An 18149-nucleotide genomic window follows, 5' to 3' on the forward strand; every position below is an offset into this window, starting at 1 on the left:
CCACATTACTGTTATCGCGATGCGAGGAGACATGTTCGAAGGACGATTTCACAAGTTCGCCCCCATGCCGGGCAATGTAGCGCGAACCGACGCGCACGGGCAATACCGGCGACCGACGCACACGGACGTAACCGACGCACGCGGACACCCGTTCTGCCACGCGGGATGCGTGTTGACCACCCCCCGTGTACAATGGACCGCTGTCGCCTCGGTAGCTCAGGGGATAGAGCACCGCTCTCCTAAAGCGGGTGTCGTCAGTTCGAATCTGATCCGGGGCACCATGAACCCCTTGGAACCATTGCGTTCCAAGGGTTCTGCTTGTTACCTGCCTTCGGTGCTTTGGACATCCCCACATACGTCATCATTCCTTATATCGTAACTGGTTATCTTGGGCCAAAGTCACTCCAGTTCCATTGCGAGCTCCATGAAAGCGAGATGTTGTGGTGGGGCTTGTAGACTGGTGTTCTGATTGGTTTCGGGTGTGGATGGGAGCGTGGTCGGTATGGTTGCGCAGGATCGCCTGCTGGAGGAGAACGCCGCGCTGGTGGCGTTGCTCACCACGATCGACGAACACCGCGACACGTGGTCGTCGGTCGCGAACACCGTGGCACGTCAGGGCAGCGCGGTCGCGGTGCTCGACCACGAAATGGACCCCGTGCACCATCACCTCATCGACGACGACCCCCTGTACGACGGCGATCCCGCATTGTTTGACGAGGACGACGTGCCCCCGACGGCCGAACGACGCCACGCCTTGGACAAGGCGCTGCAGTCCGCCCGCCGCGAAGTCCAAGAGTGGCACGGGCGGGACTTGGATTTCGTGTCGGTGCTGGACGGGCGCTACCCGAATCGGCTGCGCCAGATCGCGGACATGCCCCCGTTCCTGTTCGCCGACGGCGCGATGGTCCAGGACGAGCTCGCGGTGAGCGTGGTCGGTTCGCGCGAGGCCTCCTCCGAGGCCCTCGGGTTCGCGCGAGACACCGCGTCCATGCTGGTCGCCTGCCGGTTCGCCGTGATCGCCGGGCTCGCGGCCGGCATCGACACCGCCGCCCACGAGCAGGCACTCGCCGAGGACGGGCGCACGGTCGCGTTCATCGGCACCGGCATCACCCGCCAATACCCACGCCAGAACGAGGCACTCCAGCGCGAGATCGCCCGCAGGGGGCTCGTGCTCTCCCAGTTCTGGCCCGACCAGGGGCCCACGAAGACCACGTTCCCCATGCGCAACGCGTCCATGAGCGGCTACGGAATAGCCACCGTCGTGGTCGAGGCCAACGAATACTCGGGCACACGCATCCAGGCAAGGCAGGCCCAGCAGCACGGACGCCCCGTCATCCTGCGCGACACCGTCGCCGCCAGCACCGAATGGGGCCGCAGGCTCGCCGGCAGGCCCGGCGTGTACGTGGCGTCCACCGTCAGCCAAGTGCACGACATTCTGCTGCGGCTCCTGCACCTGGGCGACGAACTCGACCACGCCATCGACCAGCTCGTCTCCTCCACGGCCACCGCATGATCAACCAGTACGGGCTCCGACTCGACCAGATACTCGACGACACGGCCGGCAGCTACTTGCAGACCGTCCGCTACGAGTCGCACCACGACCTGCTATGCCCGGTATGCGGCGGGTTCAGGAACCCCGCGTACCCGCGCTGCCGCAGCTGCGAGACGCTCGCCGCACAGACCACGCGCACTACAGGCCGGACTCGGCATGACCGGCCCGACGGTGGCCGCGGACCGGATCGCGTGCGGAGTGTACGCGACGGAACCGGCAAGCCAGACGCTGAAGATGATGTACGGGTACAAGGCGCCGCACCCGCCGTCGGACTACCGCAGGATCATACGCGCGCTCACCGCCCTCGCCCTCGTCGGCCACGGCCAGTGTCTGGACGAGTCCGCCGGCATGCCGGTGAGTGGATGGGCCATGGTGCCGTCCGCGACCGGCTCGCCACGCTTCCGCCAGCCCCACCCGCTCCACGACATCATCCAAGGAGTGCTGCCCAACGTCCCGGAGATCCGCCTGACGGCGCGGAAGGCCAAGACCCGCAACCTCGACACCGACGCGTTCGCGTTGGCCGACCCGTCGGACAGGCGCCATCTCGGCGGCGACGTCGTGCTGGTCGACGACTCGTGGGTCACTGGCGGCACCGTGCTGTCCGCCGCAGCCCGCCTTAAACTCGAGGGAGCTGCACAGGTGTCGGTCTACTGCGTCGCCCGCATCGTCAGCACCCGATACCTCGACACGATCAACCCGGCATACACCCGAGCCTTCCACCGCAAAATCAACTACATCAGCGGCTACTGCCCCTGGCACCGACGCACCGAACCCGACGCATGACGCCCAGCGGCAAGCAACACATGGCCCAGACGTCATCCAACCAGCAATACACCCCTTATAACATCCTCTGTTATATGTGTGATGAGTGATATTTCGGGGTTGAAACCGTTGGAATCACAACGATCGTCAGACACGTCATCGGCTAACGAAAAATAACAGCTGTTATTGGGAAGACACGCGATCCACTACGTTCATGCCGTTCAAACCCCGGGAACGACATAGCAAGAAGTTCCGGCGCCCACAGTACAACGCGCTCCACAACAGCCCACGAAAATCACACCCGGGTGCAATCCGGGTGTAATGACCTCTCAAAACACCCACACACACCCAACATCGACAATATCCAGCTGATCCAGAAACCGCCATTTTTCAACGATTACAGCATCCAAGAAAAAGTCCACCAAGCAGTAACCGACGCCCCGATCTAAGCGGGTGTCGTCAGTTCGAATCTGATCCGGGGCACCATGAACCCCTTGGAACCATTGCGTTCCAAGGGGTTTTCGGTTTACGCGTCCTCAGTGCTCCAGCCACTTACTGCCGCTCAACGCAATTTCCGCCGCTTTTCTCGTTGAGCGGCAGCAGCGGGCTTCCACCAAGCACCATCATGCGAATCACGATTTCCAGAATCGTTGGAAAATAGCCGTTTTGGCACCACGTCAATTATCAGGGGGGCGTGGAATGCGAATGTTCGCTGCCGTTCAACGCGAAAAATCAACGATTCGTCGTTGAGCGGCAGAAAACACTGCCACTCAACGCAATTTCGAAGGATCTTTTCGTTGAGCGGCAGTTACCCCGTCCACCCGGACACCCGGACACCGATTGACGCCGAGCCGTCATCCCACGACCTCGGTTCCGACGCCACGCCGTCACTGCATGTCGAGGGGCTCCTTGTCGCTCGGCGCGGGGAAGGCGTCGTCCAGCGCCGCGAGCTCGTCTGCCGTCAGTTCGATGTCCCGCACGCGCAGGTTCGCGAGCACGTGACGTGCGTCACCCGAGCAGGGAATCGCGATGACGTCGTCACGGCGCAGCACGAACGCGAGCAGGATCTGCATCGGTTCGACGCCATGCGCGTCGGCGATGCGGCGTACGACCGGCGAGGAGAGCAGCCCGTCGCGCAGCACACCCGCCTGCGCCAACGGACAGTAGGCCATGAGCGGCACGCCATGCGCGTCCGTCCAGTCAAGCAACGAGAATTCAACGCCGCGCGAGCCGAGATGGTAGAGGTCCTGATTGACCGCACAGGCGTCGCCGCCCGGCACGGCGAACAGCTCGCGCATGTCGTCGACGTCGAAGTTCGAGACGCCCCAGTTGCGGATCAGCCCGTCCGCTCTGGCCTCCTGCATGCACGCCACGGTCTCGGACAGCGGTATCGAGCCGCGCCAGTGCAGCAGGTACATGTCGAGATAGTCGGTGCCGAGGCGCGCGAGCGACGCCTCCAGACTGCGCCGCAGCCGGCCGCGCCCCGCGTTGTGCGGGTAGACCTTGGAGACGAGGAACAGCTTGGAACGGTCGTATCCGGCGATCGCACGGCCGGCGAGGCGCTCCGCTCCCCCATCGGCGTACATCTCCGCCGTGTCGATCAGGGTGATTCCCGCGTCGAGTCCGGCCCGAAGCGCGTCGATCTCCTGCTGTTCGGATCGCCGTCCCTCGGCCAGATGCCATGTGCCCATGCCGAGTCGCGGCATCGGCGTGCCGTCATGCAGGGTGACCGTGTCCTTGAATGACATGCTCATACTCATGCATCCTAGAAGCCGAGGCGGGTGCGGCCGAACTGGTCGAGCCATCGCAGGATCGCGCCCTCGCGCAGCGCCCACGGGCAGATCTCGATCTCCTGGATGTTCAACGCCTTCATGATCTCGTCGGCCACGACGCCGCCGCCGACGATCTGCATCGTACGCTCCGGGGTGATGCCCGGCAGCGCCACGCGCTGCTCCGGGGCGATCGCGGCGAGACGCGGAATCCAGTCCTCGAGCTGCTCGCGCGTCATGATGAGCGTGTCCTCGCGTCCCGGCTGGCGAAGCACGGCTCCGGCGAGCCGGGCGAGCGAACGGAACGTCTTCGACGTGCCGACCGCATGGTTCGGATGCTTCGACTTGGGGAACGCCTCGACCATCGGCTCGAGGATCTTGCGCACATGCCGGCGCACATCCTCGAGCTGCTCGGGCGTGGCGGTGCCCTCGGGCAGGTACTTGGTGGTCACACGGCCCGCGCCGGCCGGCACGGACAGCGCGACGGTCGGCTCCTCGTCGGAGCCCATCGCGACCTCGAGCGAGCCGCCGCCGATGTCGAGCATGAGCAGACGGCCGGCGTCCCAGCCGTACCAGCGTCGGGCGGCGAGGAACGTGAGTCTCGCCTCGTCGGTGCCGGACAGGACCGTGACGCCCTGACCGATGCGCTCCTCGATCTTGCGTAGCACCTTGTTGCCGTTCGGCGCCTCGCGCAGGGCGCTGGTGGCCATCGCGAGCAGCTGCGTGATGTCATACTCCTCGGCGAGCTTCATGCTCTCGTCGACGGCCTCGAGGATCGCGTCGATGCCGGCCTTCTTGATGGAGCCGTCCTCCTTGAGGTACTGCATCAGACGCACGGTGCGCTTCGTGCTGGCCTCCGGCTCGGGGCGGGCGCCGGGAGCCGCGTCGACGATGAGCATGTGGATGGTGTTCGAACCGATGTCGAGCACGCCGAGTCGCGTGGTGTGCGCGCGCAGATTGACCATGTGGGTTGGATTCCTTCTTCTTTTTTCTCTGATCTTTTCTCTGATCAGGTATCAAATCTTATCGCAGGGTGGGCAGCCAGCGGCCGAGACGGTCGAGGCCCTCGGCGAGCGCCTCGCGCGATGCGGCGTAGCTCAGGCGCACGTGCGTGTCCGCGGTGGCGGCGCCGAAGTCTCGGCCCGGGGTCAGCGCGACGTGCGCCTCGTCGAGCGCGCGCTCGCAGAACGTCCATGCGTCCAGTCCGGTCGAGGAGATGTTGAAGTAGGCGTAGAACGCGCCGTTCGGCTCCACTTCGACGGGCAGGCCGATGCGTTTCAGGCCGTCGACGACGATGCGTCGGCGTGCGAGCAGCTCCTGCCGGCGACGCTCGCATTCGGCGAGGCTGTCGGGCGTGAAGCAGGCGAGCGCGGCGTGCTGGGTGGGCGTGTGCGCGCACAGGTAGTAGTTGGTGGCGAGGTCGTCGACCGCGGTGAGCACGGCGGGGTCGTCGGGGACGATGGCCCAGCCGAGCCTCCAGCCGGTCATGCCGAAGAACTTGGAGAAGCTGTTGCACACGATCGCGCCGTCGTCGCAGGCGAGGACGGATTTGACCTCGGTGCCGTCCGGTTCGCGGTCGGCCAGGTCGAGGTAGGTCTCGTCGACGATGCGCCACGCGCCGTGTTCGCGCGCGAAGGCAGCGACCTCGGAAAGCACGCGGAAGTCGATGGTGGTGCCGGTCGGGTTGGACGGCGAGGTGATCATCACGGCCTTCGTGCGTTCGGTCCAGTGCGCGGCGACCAGTTCGCGGTTCAAATGGAATCGGGTGGCAGCCGAGGTGGGCACGTCGACGACCCTGCCTTCGAAGCTGTTGACGAGTTCGCGGTTGCACGGGTAGGACGGGTCGGCGATGATGACCTCGTCGCCCGGGTCGACGGTCAGTGCGGTGGCGAGCAGGAGCGCGGCCGATCCTCCGGAGGTGATGACGATGCGTCTGGGGTCGATGCCGAGGTCGTGGCGTTCGCGGTAGAAGTCGGCGATCGCCTGACGCAGTTCGGGCAGGCCCATGGCGGCGGTGTAGGGCAGTGCGCGGCCGTCGTACTGTTCGCGCATCGCGTCGCGCACCGCCGGGGGCGCGCCGAAGTCGGGTTCGCCGAGGGAGAGTTTGATGACGTTCACGCCGTTGGCGATCATCTCGTCGGCCTTCGCGCCGAACACCATGGCGCGGAAGGGCTGCGCCTCGCGGGCGCGTCGTGACATCACGGGCTGCTTTGCTTCACCACTGGTCATACGCCCGTTGTATCGGCATGGCCCGACAGGATGGCCGTGGGGCGGCGGGGTGGTCCCGCCCGCGAGACGTGGCGACGGGTAGGATTGGGCTTGTCCCGTCGGGCCCGTCCCGCACGGGTGGATGCACGATTCGACACGATTCAACGATTCGACACGATTCAAGGAGGAACGATGGGCAGGCTGAACGGCAGGCTGAACGGCAGACGAGCCGAGGTCGAGGCGAACGGCGAGAAGGTGAACGTCGCCATTCTGGGCGCCGGGTCGATCGCGAACACGATGGCGACGACGCTGGTGAAAATGGCCGCAGACGAGCGTTACGCCGGGTGGATCCACCCGTATGCGGTGGCGGCCCGCGACTACGAGCGCGCCGAGGAGTTCCGCGGCAGGTACGGCTTCGACAGGGCGTACGGATCGTACGAGGAGCTGGCGGCCGATCCGATGGTCGATCTGGTGTACATCGCGACTCCGCACGTCTTCCACGCCGAGCAGGCGATCCTGTGCCTCAAGGCCGGCAGGAACGTGCTGGTGGAGAAGTCGTTCACCGCGAACGCGGCGCAGGCCCGAGAGCTGCTCAAGGTGGCCGATGAGACCGGTCTGCTCGCCACGGAGGCGATCTGGACCCGCTACCAGCCGAGCCGCGCGATCATCAACGAGCTCGTCGCCTCGGGCGAACTGGGTGATATCCGCATGGTGCGCGCCGACCTGAGCTACGAGAACCACGGGCGCGACCGCATCACGAATCCGGCGCTGGCCGGCGGCGCGCTGCTCGACGTGGGCGTGTACGCGCTGAACTTCATCGACATGGCCGTCGGCGCCGATCACGGGCGTGAGATCGCCTCGCTGAACACGGTGATGGTCCCGTACGAGTCGGGCGTGGACCAGTCGAACGCGACGACGATCGTCTACGACGACGGGCTGATGGCCGTGGCGACCAGCTCGCGTGCGGTCGCCTCGGACCGCGCCGGCGTGATCGAGGGCGACAAGGGGTATGCGATCGTCGACAACATCAACAATCCGACCGGCATCGACGTGTACGGCCTCGACCACGAGGTGAAGCGCCACATCGACGTGCCGGCGCAGCTGACCGGCTACGAGTACGAGGTCGCCGCCGCGGCGAACGCGATCCTCGACGGCCTGGGCGAATGCGCCCAGATGCCCCACGCGGATACGATGCGCATCATGGAGCTGATGGATCGCATCCGCGTGGCATGGGGGCTGGCGTATCCGTTCGAGCGCCGATAGGCCCCTAGCGCCGTTTGGCCAGAACCCAGCCGAGGAGGGCGAGCGGCACGGCGCAGGCGGTGAACGTGGCGGGCAGGAGCATGCCGACGTGCGGGCCCGCCGCGTCGAGCGTGATGCCCGCCACGGACGAGCCGATCGACGTGCCGACCGTGCCGGCGGTCGTCACCCAGCTCAGGCCCTCGGTCAGGCTTTCGGCCGGCACGAGATCCTTGACGATGAGGTTGCCGGTGGTGAACAGCGGCGAGACGAACAGACCGGTGAGGATCTCGACGGCGCCGAGCAGCAGCAGGTTGTCCATCGCCAGACGGAAGCCCACATAGCCGACGGCGAGCAGGCACAGGAACATGACCATGTGCCCCCAGTGCGAGCCCTTGAGCTGGCGCGAGCCGAAGACGATCGCGCCGATGCACGAGCCGAGCGCGAACATGGCCAGCTGAAGGCCGAGGAAGCCCTCCAGTCCCATCGATTTGATCGACGCGGTGATCGACACGTCGAACGCGGTGAAGCTCATGTTGAACACCACGAACACGATCAGCAGGGGCAGCACGCCGCCGTAGAGCAGCACGCTCCTCGGTCTGGCGCCCTGACGGCGCAGCGGGTCGAGGCTCAGGGAATCGGCCTTGCCGGCGGCGGGGCGATCCGCGGCAGCCCCCGCCCCGGCCCCGGGCACGTCGACGGTCTCGACCATGGCCGGCGGCTGCGTCGACTTGAGCGAGAAGAACACGGCGCCGCCGATGCCGCAGGCGAGCGTCGGCACGAACAGCTGGCTGACCGGATGCACCGAGGTCGCGAGCCACGCGGCGAGGATCGGGCCCAGAATGAACACGACCTCGTCGATCGCCGCCTCCATCGCGTACGCGGTGTTGAGCAGCGCCTCGCCGTCCTCGACGCCGCGCAGCGCGTACGCCCAACGGGTGCGCACGAGCGCGCCGAACGAGAACTGGGTCAGTCCCATCACGACGGCGAGCGCGAACAGCAGCGGGATCGGCACGCGCACGAGGGCCGCGAACGCGAAGGCGAGCATCGAGACGACCTGCACGGCGAGGGCGATGCGGCCGACGCGGCGCTGGCCGAACCGGTCGAAGGCGCGCGCGTAGAACGGGGTCACGCAGGACAGGGCGAACACGTAGACGGCGCTCATCGTGCCGGCGACCGTCCAGTTGTCGTACAGGTGGTTCAGGGCGAGCACGATGCCGAGACTCATCATGGAGATCGGCAGTCGCGCCACGGCCCCGGAGACGCAGAACGCCTTCGCGCCGGGGATGCGGAACAGGCGTGCGTAGGGGGATGCGTTCACCGTGGTTGCGCTCGCGCTCACGCCTCGGCCCCGCCTTCCCGCTCGATCCCGCCTTCGTAGATGAAGACGTCGTCGCCGTTGCCGGCGGGTTCGTCGGCGTGGTCCTTCGCGTACCGTTCGGCGACGCGCCGCAATCCCTTGTGGTCGTAGAAGCCGACGTCGCACGTGGAGTCGGTGTGCAGGTAGTAGCGTTCGACGCCTTCGGCCGCGAAATGGTCGAGCATCCTGCGCCACAGGGTGCCGCCGACGCCGTGGCCTCGTGCGGCGGGCGCGACGAGGAACAGTTCGAGTTCGCCCTGGCATCGGCTGTTGACGGCGATGTCGTCCTCCATGCGGGTTTCGAGCGCATGCCATGCGTTGGTGCGCGCGAGCGCCGCGGCGCCTTCGGGTGTGGCGTCGAGTTCGGCGTCGATGCGCTTCAGTTCGTCCGCCGTGTCGTCGAACAGCGTGGGACGGCCGGCCACGCGGGTCAGGGTGACGCCCATGAACGTGCCGTCGGGGCCTTCGGCGATGTCGCCGCGTGTGGCCGGTTCGAGGTAGTGGAGCGTGAAATGACGCGAGGTCATGCGCGCGATGGCCGGATCCCCGGGTTCGTCGACGCCCCAGGTGCGGTAGAACTGTTCGACGATGGCGTCGATGTCGCTTCGGCGGATCGGCCGGTAGATGACGGTTGCGGTTGCGGTTGTGTTGGCGGTTGCGCCGGTCGCAGCCATATGCCTTGCACTCCTTATGGTTGGTCGTTCGGCACGTGCGCCCGCCCACACGTGCACGCACGAGGGTCGCGGTCTCCCCCGGCGCGGCGTTCACGGCGCGTTCCAGCCGTGGGACCCGCTGTCCGCCCCGCATCCCGTAGGGTGTCGTTGCCCGGGGAGGCGTAAGGCGGATGGGTCTAGTCGTCGTCGGATTGCTCGGGAACTCCGGAGCTCAACTCGGCAATGATATCCTGTTCTGTTTTCGCCTCGGCGCGCACCAGTCGGTGCGATTCGTCAGGCTCACTGACATAGTAGAGAGCGGCGTCGATACTGTCCAGCGGCACGTCGGCTACCGCGGCGAGCAGCAGCCGGTACAGGTCCAGCTGGACGAGCTTCTCGGCGACCTGTCTGGCCGTGCGAGGCCGCCGCCCGGTCTTCCAGTCGACGATGGTGAACCGTTTGGCCGCATCGTCCGGGTCGAGCCCGCCCGCGAACACCGCGTCGAGCTTGCCGTTGGCGATGATGCCGTCGAACTGCGGCAGGGGACCTGCGATCGGACGCTCGGCCCACACCGGGGTGCGCGCCGCCCACGGCGAGGAGGCGAGGCGACGCTCCCATGCGATCAGCTCGCGTTCCACCACATCCGCATTCGCACGGTCGCGGTTATGGGCGTGATCACGTTCGCGCGCCTCCAGATCGGCGAGCATCGCGGCGCGCGTCTCGCCTCCGATGCCTGCCGCAGCGTCGTCGAACACGCCGGGGATCGCGGCGTCGACGAAACGCTCCGCCCACGCGTGGAACCGGGTGCCGGCCGATGCCGCCGGCGAGGCGACGGTCGGGATCGGGCGGACGACACCACGCCAGTAGCGGCGCTCCTCGCGCTCGCTCATGCGTCCGGCGCGCGCCTGCAGACCGGTGACCGACTGCCGGGAACCCTCGAGGATGCGCTGCGCCCGGACCCTGATCTCCTCGTCAAGCCGATCGTCCTCGGCCTGCGAGGACATGAGGTCCTCGTCGGCGACCAGCATGCGCGCACGGGCAAGCAGCGGTCCGGACGCTCCCGCCTGATCCGATCGGACCGAGCGCACCGCATCCGCGGCGGCGACGAGCCGCGATTCGACCGTCTCGCTCAGCGAGGCCGGCCACGGCAGCGTCTCGCCGCCGTCGATCTCCTCGACCGGTTCGAGCAGCGCCTCGCCGACGACCACGTCCTCGTACGCCGCGGCGCGCTCGCCGATGAAGAACCCCTGCGGCGCGCTGGTCGTCGGTTCGACGCCGTCGGGCAGGTTGGCGGGTTGCGAGACCGCATCGGGGCGCGCGTGGAACGCGTCATGCACCTCGGTCCAGAAGTTCGAGGCCCTGGCCCCCTTGGTCTCGCCCTCCACGCCGCGGCCGAGATCCTTGGACTTCGCGTAGGTGAGCAGCATCTCCCCCTTCGTGCGGGTCAGCGCGACGTACATGAGCCGGCGTTCGTCGGCGTGCAGCCGGCGGCCGTACTCCTCCGCCTGCGTCAGATGCCAGGAGTCGGGGTCGACGTCGTCGATGCCGTCGCCGATGCCGCGCAGCGTGCCGTACACCTCGTCGTCGATGGTCTCGACGTCGTCGAATCCCGAGTCGTCCATCGTCGCGATCGGATCCGCGTCGACCGGCGCGTCGTGCGGGAATCGGGGCAGAATGCCAGCGTCGGCGCGGATCGGCACGGGCACGGCGGTCGGATCGTCGAGCCATGTGCGGGCGGTCTCACGGTATTCGGGCGCATGCCACCGCCCGTCCTCGATGCCGCCCGCGTGCTCCTCGTCCGTCTCGATCCTCAGGCCGTCACCCTCGTCGCTGGGAAAGACGCCGCTCTCCAGTCCGACGACGGCGACCGCATCCCATTCGAGTCCCTTGGACTGGTGGATGGTCATGAGCTCCACGTCGACCCTCCGGTCGGCGTTCAGCATCGACGTGTCGTCGTCGACGCTGCTCAGCGCGTCGACCCAGGCCATGAACCCGCGCAATGTGGGCGTCGACCCGGCCGCGATCTCGGTGGTGTAGGTATCCACCAGATCGATGACCGCGTCCATCGGCACGTTGGCGAGCGTGGGATCGATGCGCGCGCCGTCGGTCGCCTTGCCGGTCGCTTCGCCATCGGGACGCAACGCCTGCGCGACCACGGTGTCGATGTCCAGATCGAGCGCGCGCACCGCCTCGCGCACCACGTCCGCAAGCGGACGGCCGATCAGATCATGCACCTGCCGGAGCACACCGGCCGCGTTGAGGATGACGCGTCGGGCCTCGACGTCGAACCGGTCGTCGTCGATGAGCGCGTCCAGATCGCCGCGCAGCATCACGTCCGGCAGGAACACGGCGTTGGCGACCTCGTTGCGGTGGTCGCGCACGATCGCCGCCCACTGGCCGCGCGGCGCCTCGGCGGAGGCGAGCCCGGCGGCGACGAGCGCACGGTAGCGCGTCTCCATGTTGAGGTTCTCGGCGATCGACGCCAATGCGGTCAGCCTCGCCGCATCCAATCCGAATCGCGGGGTGGCGAGCAGACGCATCAGCGACGCCGCATCGGTATGGTCGGCGACCACGTGCAGCAGCGCGAGGATGTCGCGGATCTCGGGGCGTTCGAGCATGGCCGAATAGCCGACGACCAGCGTGGTCAGCCCGGCGGCCTCAAGCGCCTGCTGGTAGAGGGGCATGGTCTTCTTGGAGCGGAACAGTACGGCCACGCTCCGCCCGTGCGGATCGCCGGGGTTCCACGGATCCTTCGCGGCGGAGTCCCCCGCCGACACCGCCTGCGCGATCGGACGCACGCTCATGCGGCAGAATCGCACGACGCCGTCGATCTCCTGGCCGAGCGTGTCGTATCCGAGCACGCCGATCGTGCCTTCGGCGGCTCCCGCGAGCGTGTCGAGCGGGGTGACGTCGACCTCGCGCATCAGCGAGCTGCCGGGCCGGCGCGGCTTCTCACGCAGCGGCAGGGTGAGCGCGTTGGCGGCGTCGAGCACGATGCGCGGATTGCGTCGGGTGACGCTCAGCGCATACGGCTTCGACTCGGATGGCATGGCGAAGTCCCGTTGGAACATGCGGAACGCGCCGGGGCTGGCGCCACGCCACGCGTAGATCGACTGGAACGGGTCGCCGACCGCGTTGACGGCGGTGCCCCGGCCGTGGAACAGGGTGGCGATGAGGGACGCCTGCGTGGTAGAGGTGTCCTGGTATTCGTCGAGCAGCACGTGGCTGAACCGTCTGCGGTAGCGTTCGCCGATGGACGGGAAGCGGGTGACCAGCTGGTATGCGGCGATAGTGAAGTCGCCGAACTCCGCCATGTTGCGTCGGCGCTTCTCCTCGACGTACGCCTCGACGAGGTCGAGCAGGATGTTGCGCGTTTCGGCGACGCCGACAAGGTTCGCGCAGTGGTAGACGCACGTCTCATGCTGGGCGCGCTGGTAGTCGTCGAGCTTGGCCGTCCAGGTGGCGTCGGTGTCGCGCTTGGTGCGCTTCGGCTTCTTGGGTTTCGGCTCCTGTTCGGGTACGGGGTCGCTGCCGATCGCCTCGCGCACCCGCCGCGCGAACGCGTCGTCCCACGCGCGCACCCGGGCGATGGCCTCGGTCATGTCGGTGACCTCGCCGCCGATCATCGCGCTGCCGATCGCGCCGGACAGGGCGAGCACCCGCCCGGCGAGCGTGTTGAACGCGCCGAGATCGTGTCCGCGCAGCAGGTCCATGTGGCGGTCGATGACGTCGACGGCGATCTGGATCGCGCCGGCGTCGCTCAGCGGCTGCGTGTTCTGGTCGAAGCCGACGAGCAGGCCGTACTGGCGCACGATGGACTGGAAGAACGCGTCGTAGGTGAACACCGACGGTTTGAGGAACGTCGCCTCGTCGTGCATGTCGGCCACGGCGGCGGAGACGCGGGTGAGCAGCTCGCCGGCGGCCTTGCGCGTGAACGTCAGGCCGAGGATGCGCTCCGGCGGCACGCCGCGTTCGATCAGGGCGATGATGCGGCGGGTCATCGTGTAGGTCTTGCCCGATCCGGCGCCGGCGACGACGAGCACGTCGTCGTTCGCGGGCGCGTCGATGACGGCCGCCTGCTCGGGGCTGGCGCCCTGCGATGCGGCGGTCGCGGTGCCTGCGGGAATCATGGATGTCATGCTTGCCTCGTTTCGATCACGGTGTCGATCCGGCCGGCGCACGCCGGGCAGACGGCGCCCATACGGCAGTGCTTGAGGTGGTTGGCCGTGGGGTGGGCCATGAGATGCTCGCAACGGCTGGCCGCGGCCGTGTAGAAAACGCGGGCGATCATGGTCAGCGACCACAGCGCCTGCGTGCCGTTGAGCGACGCGAAGGCGGCCCACTGCGCGTCGTCGACGTTTGCCAGCCCCTCGGGTCTGGCGGACGGGTCGAGGGCGATCGCGGGCATATCGAGGATCTTCGCGGGGTTCGGGAAGTACGATCGCGGCGTGTAGGCATGGGCGTTGAGCGAGCCGCTCGTGAACAGCGCCGGCTGGTGCAGGCCCTCGGGGGCCCGGCTGTGTGCGGGGGCGGACTTGTGTTCGACGTGGAACAGCGCGCTCTGGCCGATTTCGGGTGCGATCGCGAGCGCTTCGGCGCCGCGCGGGCCGAAGGAGCCGCCCTTCGACTGGCTCTGTCCGGATGCGGCGGGCCGTTCGGGGAAGGTCAGACCGAGCTGGTAGCACACGAGCTGCAGGTCGTTGACGATCTGGCTCACGGCCGGCAGCTGGCCGGTCTTGTAGTCGATGAGCCTGACGCGAGTGCCGCCATCCGGCAGCGTGCGGATCTCCTTGCGGTCGATGCGTCCGGCAAGCCGCACGATGAGGTCGTCGCGCATGCCCTCGGGCCATCCGCCCACCAGCAGGCCCATGAGCTCGGAAAGACCGTGGCGGTCCACCGGTTCGACGCCGGGCGTGGCGTTGTAGGCGGCGAGGATGTCGCCAAGATCGAATCGCGCGGCGAACTCCTCCTCGCAGGACGCACGTTCGAGCCGCCCGATGTCGAAGTACTTCGCATTGGCGCCGAGGTATCCGGCCTCGTTGCCGTCCACGAAGTAGGAGGCGATGTTCGCCAGCGTCTCGCCGGCCCCTTCGTCCTTGCGGATGGCCGCGTACCGGCTGGCGGGGTCCTCGATCAGGGAGGTGTCGGGCCTGAGCTCGTCGTAGATGGCTTTCAGCCGTTCCGTGACCGCCGCAAGCCGCTGTTCGTGCGGCGCGTCGGCCATGAAGCCGGGCAGGTCGATTCCCTCCTCGCTGCCGCGTTGGGCGACGGCGTGGATGAGCGTGCCGAAGCTGGTGGCGATGGCGGAGGGGCGGGGTCCGGCGAACGTGTTCTCCAGCATCCAGCACACCGGGCACTCCCACAGCCGGTCCACCGACGAGGGCGACAGGGAGACCATCGGGGCGCGCTCGGGCTGGGGGGACTCGCCGTCGAACGCGTGCGGCAGGTACGCCCAGTGATCGGGGTCGGCGGAGGCGACGCCATGGTCGGCGAGCAGCGCCAGCGCGGCGGCCGCATCGCGGGCTTCGGGCGAATCGGCCGGATTGACGGCGAGCGCGACGCGGGCCGCCGCGACGACGCCGCGGGGGTCGGCGTCCAATCCCGCGTACTCGCCGTAGGCGTCGTTCCCGCCGTCGCCTCTGCTGTCGGTCTCGGGATCGACGATCATCGCCACGCCGTTTCCGTCGCGGGTGAACGTGCCCTGTCGGAATCGGCCGGCGATGGCGGCGCCGACCGTCTCCCGCCCGACGGGGGTGAAGAGGTTCCGGTCGCGGCAGTAGCGTTCCGGCAGGTAGGTGTACAGGAAGTCGGAGGGCAGCGTGTCGTCGTTCGCCACGGCGCTGACCGTCACGAGACGATCGGCGCGGGTGAGCGCGACCAGCAGGCTCTTCTTCTCGGAGGAGAGCACGGCGGCCAGTCGGGGATCGCCCGCCACGCCGGCGGCCGCGCGGGCCGTATCGTCCCGGGTGATGCCGCCGTGCAGGATGACGTCGCCCAGATCCTCGCCGCCGAACATCGTGTTGCGTTCGGCGAGGTTCGGCCACACGTCCTGCTGGATCGCCGGACACCACACGTACGCCCAGTGGCGTCCGGCCGCGCCGGCGGGCGTGGTGAGGGTCACGGCCTGTTCGATCGGCCCCACGTGGGCGAGGGAGTCCGCTTCGATCTGCATGGAGCGCACCCGTTCGATGAACGAGACGATGTCGTGGCCGGACGCCCCTCCCTCGGCGTATTGGAACAGGCGCATCGCCGCGTCGAGCCGGTCGTTGGCGGCGCGGCCGTCGGGCGTGTTGGCGAATGCGGTCCGCTGCCAGACGCGGGCCACGCCGGTCGCCTCCCAGGCGAGGGCGAGCGCGAACTGCGGCTCCCTGCTGGCCAATGTGCCGAGGCCTTCGGCGACCTTGCCGACGAGCGTCCACAGGCGTTGGAACGCCTTGAGCTGCGGGTCGGTGCCGAGCACCTGTCCGACGGCGGCGACAACCATGTCGGCCGGCGCGTGCGGGTCGTCGAGGGCGAGCATCGCGTAGAGCGCGTTCACGCCGAACGACGGCGCGTCCGCATCCGGCCCGGCCGTCTCGTCGACGAGCGATTCGTCGACCGATATGGTGCCGGCAGATGCTGTGCCGCCGGATGCCGCGGCGTTCCGGGACGAGCGCCGATGGCACAGCTCACCCCACGTCTGCACCAGTTCGGACAGCGTTCCCGCGGTGTCGGCCTGATCGACGTCGTCGGCATCGTCGTCTTCCCCGGGCTCAGCCCCGATGACTCCGGCGAGTGATTCCAACGCGCTCATGGCCGATTCGACGATCTCGATGCGTGCGGGGCGTCCTTCTGCCGACCGTTTCGCGCCGATGGTGATCAGCGGTCCGTCCATCAGCGTCGCGACGCGGGATCGGGCGAACGCGGCGATCTGCCGCAGGGTCATCGACGTGCCGTCCATGCCCTCGCGGCGCAGACGCGCGAGTTCGATCAGCGCGAAGAGCCCCTGCACGAACGGCTCCTCGCTCAAAGGACGGGTGACGGACGAGTAGCGTACGGGCACGCCGTCGCGGCGCAGACGTTCGCCGAAAACGCGTACGGTGGCGTTGTCGTGCGCGATGACGGCCATGTCGTTCCATTGGGCGTCGCCGTCGAGTCGGGCGCGTTTGATCCGCCAGACCACGTCGTCGAGCTCCTCGCGCGGCGAACGGTACAGTGCCGAGGCGAACGATCCGTCATTACGGCGGGGCGATTCGGCGTCGAGCATCGCGATCGGCCACGCGCCCTCGCGTTTCGGGGTCTTGCCCGGACGATCCGGCAGCGGCGTGGGATCGTCCTCAGGCGAGGAGATCGACAGGGAGACCCGCGAGACGACGATGTCACGATACGTGACCCGATCGGCCTCCCGATCACCCGCCCGATCACCCGCCCGATCGGCCTGTGCGATGCCGATGCGCGCCGCGTTGAGCGGCCCCTCGCAGGCCTCGGCGAACAGGTATTCGGGGTAGGAGCCGCGGAAGGTCTGCACGGCCTCGTCCGGGTTGCCGACGAGCAGCAGTCTCACGCCGGCGTCGGCCAACGCCTCGAGGAAACGCAGCCCCGCGAGCGTGGTGTCCTGGAAATCGTCGACGATCAGCACCTCGGGCAGGCTGGACGGGCCGCCGGAACCCGCAGCCGCAGCCGACTGCCGCAGGACGCTCGCGCCCTCGACGAGCAGACGCGACGAGTCAAGCCGGTACTCGCCCGGATACGCCCGTTCGACGGCCGCCGCGTATTCGCTGCGCAGCGCGAAGGCCAATCGCCATTGCAGCTCCAGTCGCTCGCCGTGCGCGCCGGCCTCGCGGGCGGCGGACAGCAGCTCGCCCTCGCGCGCGATCGAGGCGCCGAGCTCGCTCATACGCGCCAGCATGTCGCGCAGCTGGTCGACGAACGCCGACGAGATGCCGCGTTCGAACATCTCGGGCGTGGAGGAGGCGTCGCCATGCGAGTCCGTGGGCGAGCCCACAGGCGTCTCCACGGGTGAGGCGACGGCGCGCGCCCAATCGTCGGACGCGAAGTACGCGCGCAGCAGCATGCACACGTCACACGGATCGCCGGCCATGGCGTGGGCCAGATGCACGGCCAGCACGCCGCGCAGCAGCGCATCCTGTTCGGCGCCGTTGAGCAGCCTCGGGGCGGCGAGCCCCTGAGTGAAACGCCGGTCGGCTATCACACGGAAGGCGATCGCCGACAACGTGGTCACCGGACGGGTCTGCGCGGAGCCGCCGACGTGACGGATCGCCTCGTCGCGCAGCCGATCGGCGACCATGCGATTGGAGACGGCCATCAGCGCGCGCTCGTCGCCGAGCCGATCCAATGCCGCCAGCAGCGCGGCGAACGCGAACTCTGTCTTGCCGCCCCGCGGCGGCGCGGCGGCCAGCAGCGCACGCGGCCGATCGCCTCCGGCCGGGTCCCCGGCGATGGCACCGCCAAGCAGCATGTCCAACGCCTCGGACGCCGTCACGTTTCCCATCATCTCGTTCATAACCCTCAAGCCTATTCCTCTTTCGGGCGGGCGGTCGATATCTACCTGGAACCCATCGGACGACCGTGTTGCGGCGTGTCGCGTCCAGTATGCGTCTTCATGG

10 protein-coding genes and 1 tRNA gene are annotated in these 18149 nt (G+C 68.0%); 4 read left to right on the plus strand and 7 right to left on the minus strand.

Features of this window, described 5'->3' with window-relative positions:
- Positions 1–205 precede the first annotated feature (205 nt).
- The 3 genes from BW11_RS05200 to BW11_RS05210 all read left to right on the plus strand — a co-directional run bounded on the left by BW11_RS05200 (position 206) and on the right by BW11_RS05210 (position 2335).
- Positions 206–281 (plus strand) — tRNA-Arg (locus tag BW11_RS05200).
- A gap of 221 nt (positions 282–502) precedes the next feature.
- Complete coding sequence (locus tag BW11_RS05205) at positions 503–1513, plus strand: DNA-processing protein DprA (protein WP_140444930.1); 1011 nt, start codon at positions 503–505, stop codon at positions 1511–1513.
- Between the two features lie 195 nt (positions 1514–1708).
- Positions 1709–2335 carry a hypothetical protein gene (locus tag BW11_RS05210; RefSeq protein WP_258184551.1) on the plus strand — a complete coding sequence of 209 codons (627 nt, stop codon included), beginning with the start codon at positions 1709–1711 and terminating at the stop codon, positions 2333–2335.
- Positions 2336–3201: 866 nt separating this feature from the next.
- Here the strand turns inward: BW11_RS05210 and BW11_RS05215 are convergent.
- From BW11_RS05215 to BW11_RS05225, 3 genes are read right to left on the minus strand one after another with little or no spacing between them, the layout of a single operon-like run.
- Positions 3202–4068, minus strand: coding sequence for an aldo/keto reductase (locus tag BW11_RS05215; protein ID WP_258184552.1), 867 nt, complete (start codon positions 4066–4068; stop codon positions 3202–3204).
- An 11-nt stretch (positions 4069–4079) separates the two neighbouring features.
- On the minus strand, positions 4080–5048 hold the full coding sequence (locus BW11_RS05220; RefSeq protein WP_043165123.1) for a Ppx/GppA phosphatase family protein: 969 nt from the start codon (positions 5046–5048) through the stop codon (positions 4080–4082).
- 58 nt (positions 5049–5106) lie between these two features.
- On the minus strand, positions 5107–6282 hold the full coding sequence (locus BW11_RS05225) for a pyridoxal phosphate-dependent aminotransferase (protein ID WP_181162517.1): 1176 nt from the start codon (positions 6280–6282) through the stop codon (positions 5107–5109).
- Between the two features lie 201 nt (positions 6283–6483).
- Between BW11_RS05225 and BW11_RS05230 the strand changes: the two genes are divergently transcribed.
- The gene (locus BW11_RS05230) at positions 6484–7554 is read left to right on the plus strand and encodes a Gfo/Idh/MocA family protein (protein WP_140444932.1); all 1071 of its coding nucleotides are present in this window, start codon (positions 6484–6486) and stop codon (positions 7552–7554) included.
- Positions 7555–7558: 4 nt separating this feature from the next.
- Here BW11_RS05230 and BW11_RS05235 read toward each other — a convergent pair whose 3' ends face one another.
- The 4 genes from BW11_RS05235 to BW11_RS05250 form a co-directional block, all read right to left on the minus strand.
- Entirely contained in the window at positions 7559–8761 is a 1203-nt protein-coding gene (locus tag BW11_RS05235) for an MFS transporter (protein WP_238549638.1), read from the minus strand.
- A gap of 107 nt (positions 8762–8868) precedes the next feature.
- Entirely contained in the window at positions 8869–9564 is a 696-nt protein-coding gene (locus BW11_RS05240) for a GNAT family N-acetyltransferase (RefSeq protein WP_140444933.1), read from the minus strand.
- A gap of 176 nt (positions 9565–9740) precedes the next feature.
- Positions 9741–13682 carry an ATP-dependent DNA helicase gene (locus tag BW11_RS05245; RefSeq protein WP_258184553.1) on the minus strand — a complete coding sequence of 1314 codons (3942 nt, stop codon included), beginning with the start codon at positions 13680–13682 and terminating at the stop codon, positions 9741–9743.
- The gene (locus BW11_RS05250; protein ID WP_140444958.1) at positions 13679–18001 is read right to left on the minus strand and encodes a PD-(D/E)XK nuclease family protein; all 4323 of its coding nucleotides are present in this window, start codon (positions 17999–18001) and stop codon (positions 13679–13681) included. Before BW11_RS05250 ends, BW11_RS05245 begins: the two co-directional genes overlap by 4 nt.
- Between the last annotated feature and the right edge of the window lie 148 nt (positions 18002–18149).

It is taken from the genome of Bifidobacterium sp. UTCIF-38 (assembly GCF_006454495.1).
GTDB classification, from domain to species: Bacteria; Actinomycetota; Actinomycetes; order Actinomycetales; family Bifidobacteriaceae; genus Bifidobacterium; species Bifidobacterium callitrichos.

Coding starts and splice junctions, on each gene's coding strand:
- BW11_RS05210 (WP_258184551.1), top strand. CDS start 1,709: ATGACCGGCCCGACGGTGGCCGCGGACCGGATCGCGTGCGGAGTGTAC.
- BW11_RS05225 (WP_181162517.1), bottom strand. CDS start 6,282: ATGTCACGACGCGCCCGCGAGGCGCAGCCCTTCCGCGCCATGGTGTTC.
- BW11_RS05235 (WP_238549638.1), bottom strand. CDS start 8,761: ATGATGAGTCTCGGCATCGTGCTCGCCCTGAACCACCTGTACGACAAC.
- BW11_RS05250 (WP_140444958.1), bottom strand. CDS start 18,001: ATGCTGCTTGGCGGTGCCATCGCCGGGGACCCGGCCGGAGGCGATCGG.
- BW11_RS05230 (WP_140444932.1), top strand. CDS start 6,484: ATGGGCAGGCTGAACGGCAGGCTGAACGGCAGACGAGCCGAGGTCGAG.
- BW11_RS05220 (WP_043165123.1), bottom strand. CDS start 5,048: ATGGTCAATCTGCGCGCGCACACCACGCGACTCGGCGTGCTCGACATC.
- BW11_RS05245 (WP_258184553.1), bottom strand. CDS start 13,682: ATGACATCCATGATTCCCGCAGGCACCGCGACCGCCGCATCGCAGGGC.
- BW11_RS05205 (WP_140444930.1), top strand. CDS start 503: ATGGTTGCGCAGGATCGCCTGCTGGAGGAGAACGCCGCGCTGGTGGCG.
- BW11_RS05215 (WP_258184552.1), bottom strand. CDS start 4,068: ATGAGCATGTCATTCAAGGACACGGTCACCCTGCATGACGGCACGCCG.
- BW11_RS05240 (WP_140444933.1), bottom strand. CDS start 9,564: ATGGCTGCGACCGGCGCAACCGCCAACACAACCGCAACCGCAACCGTC.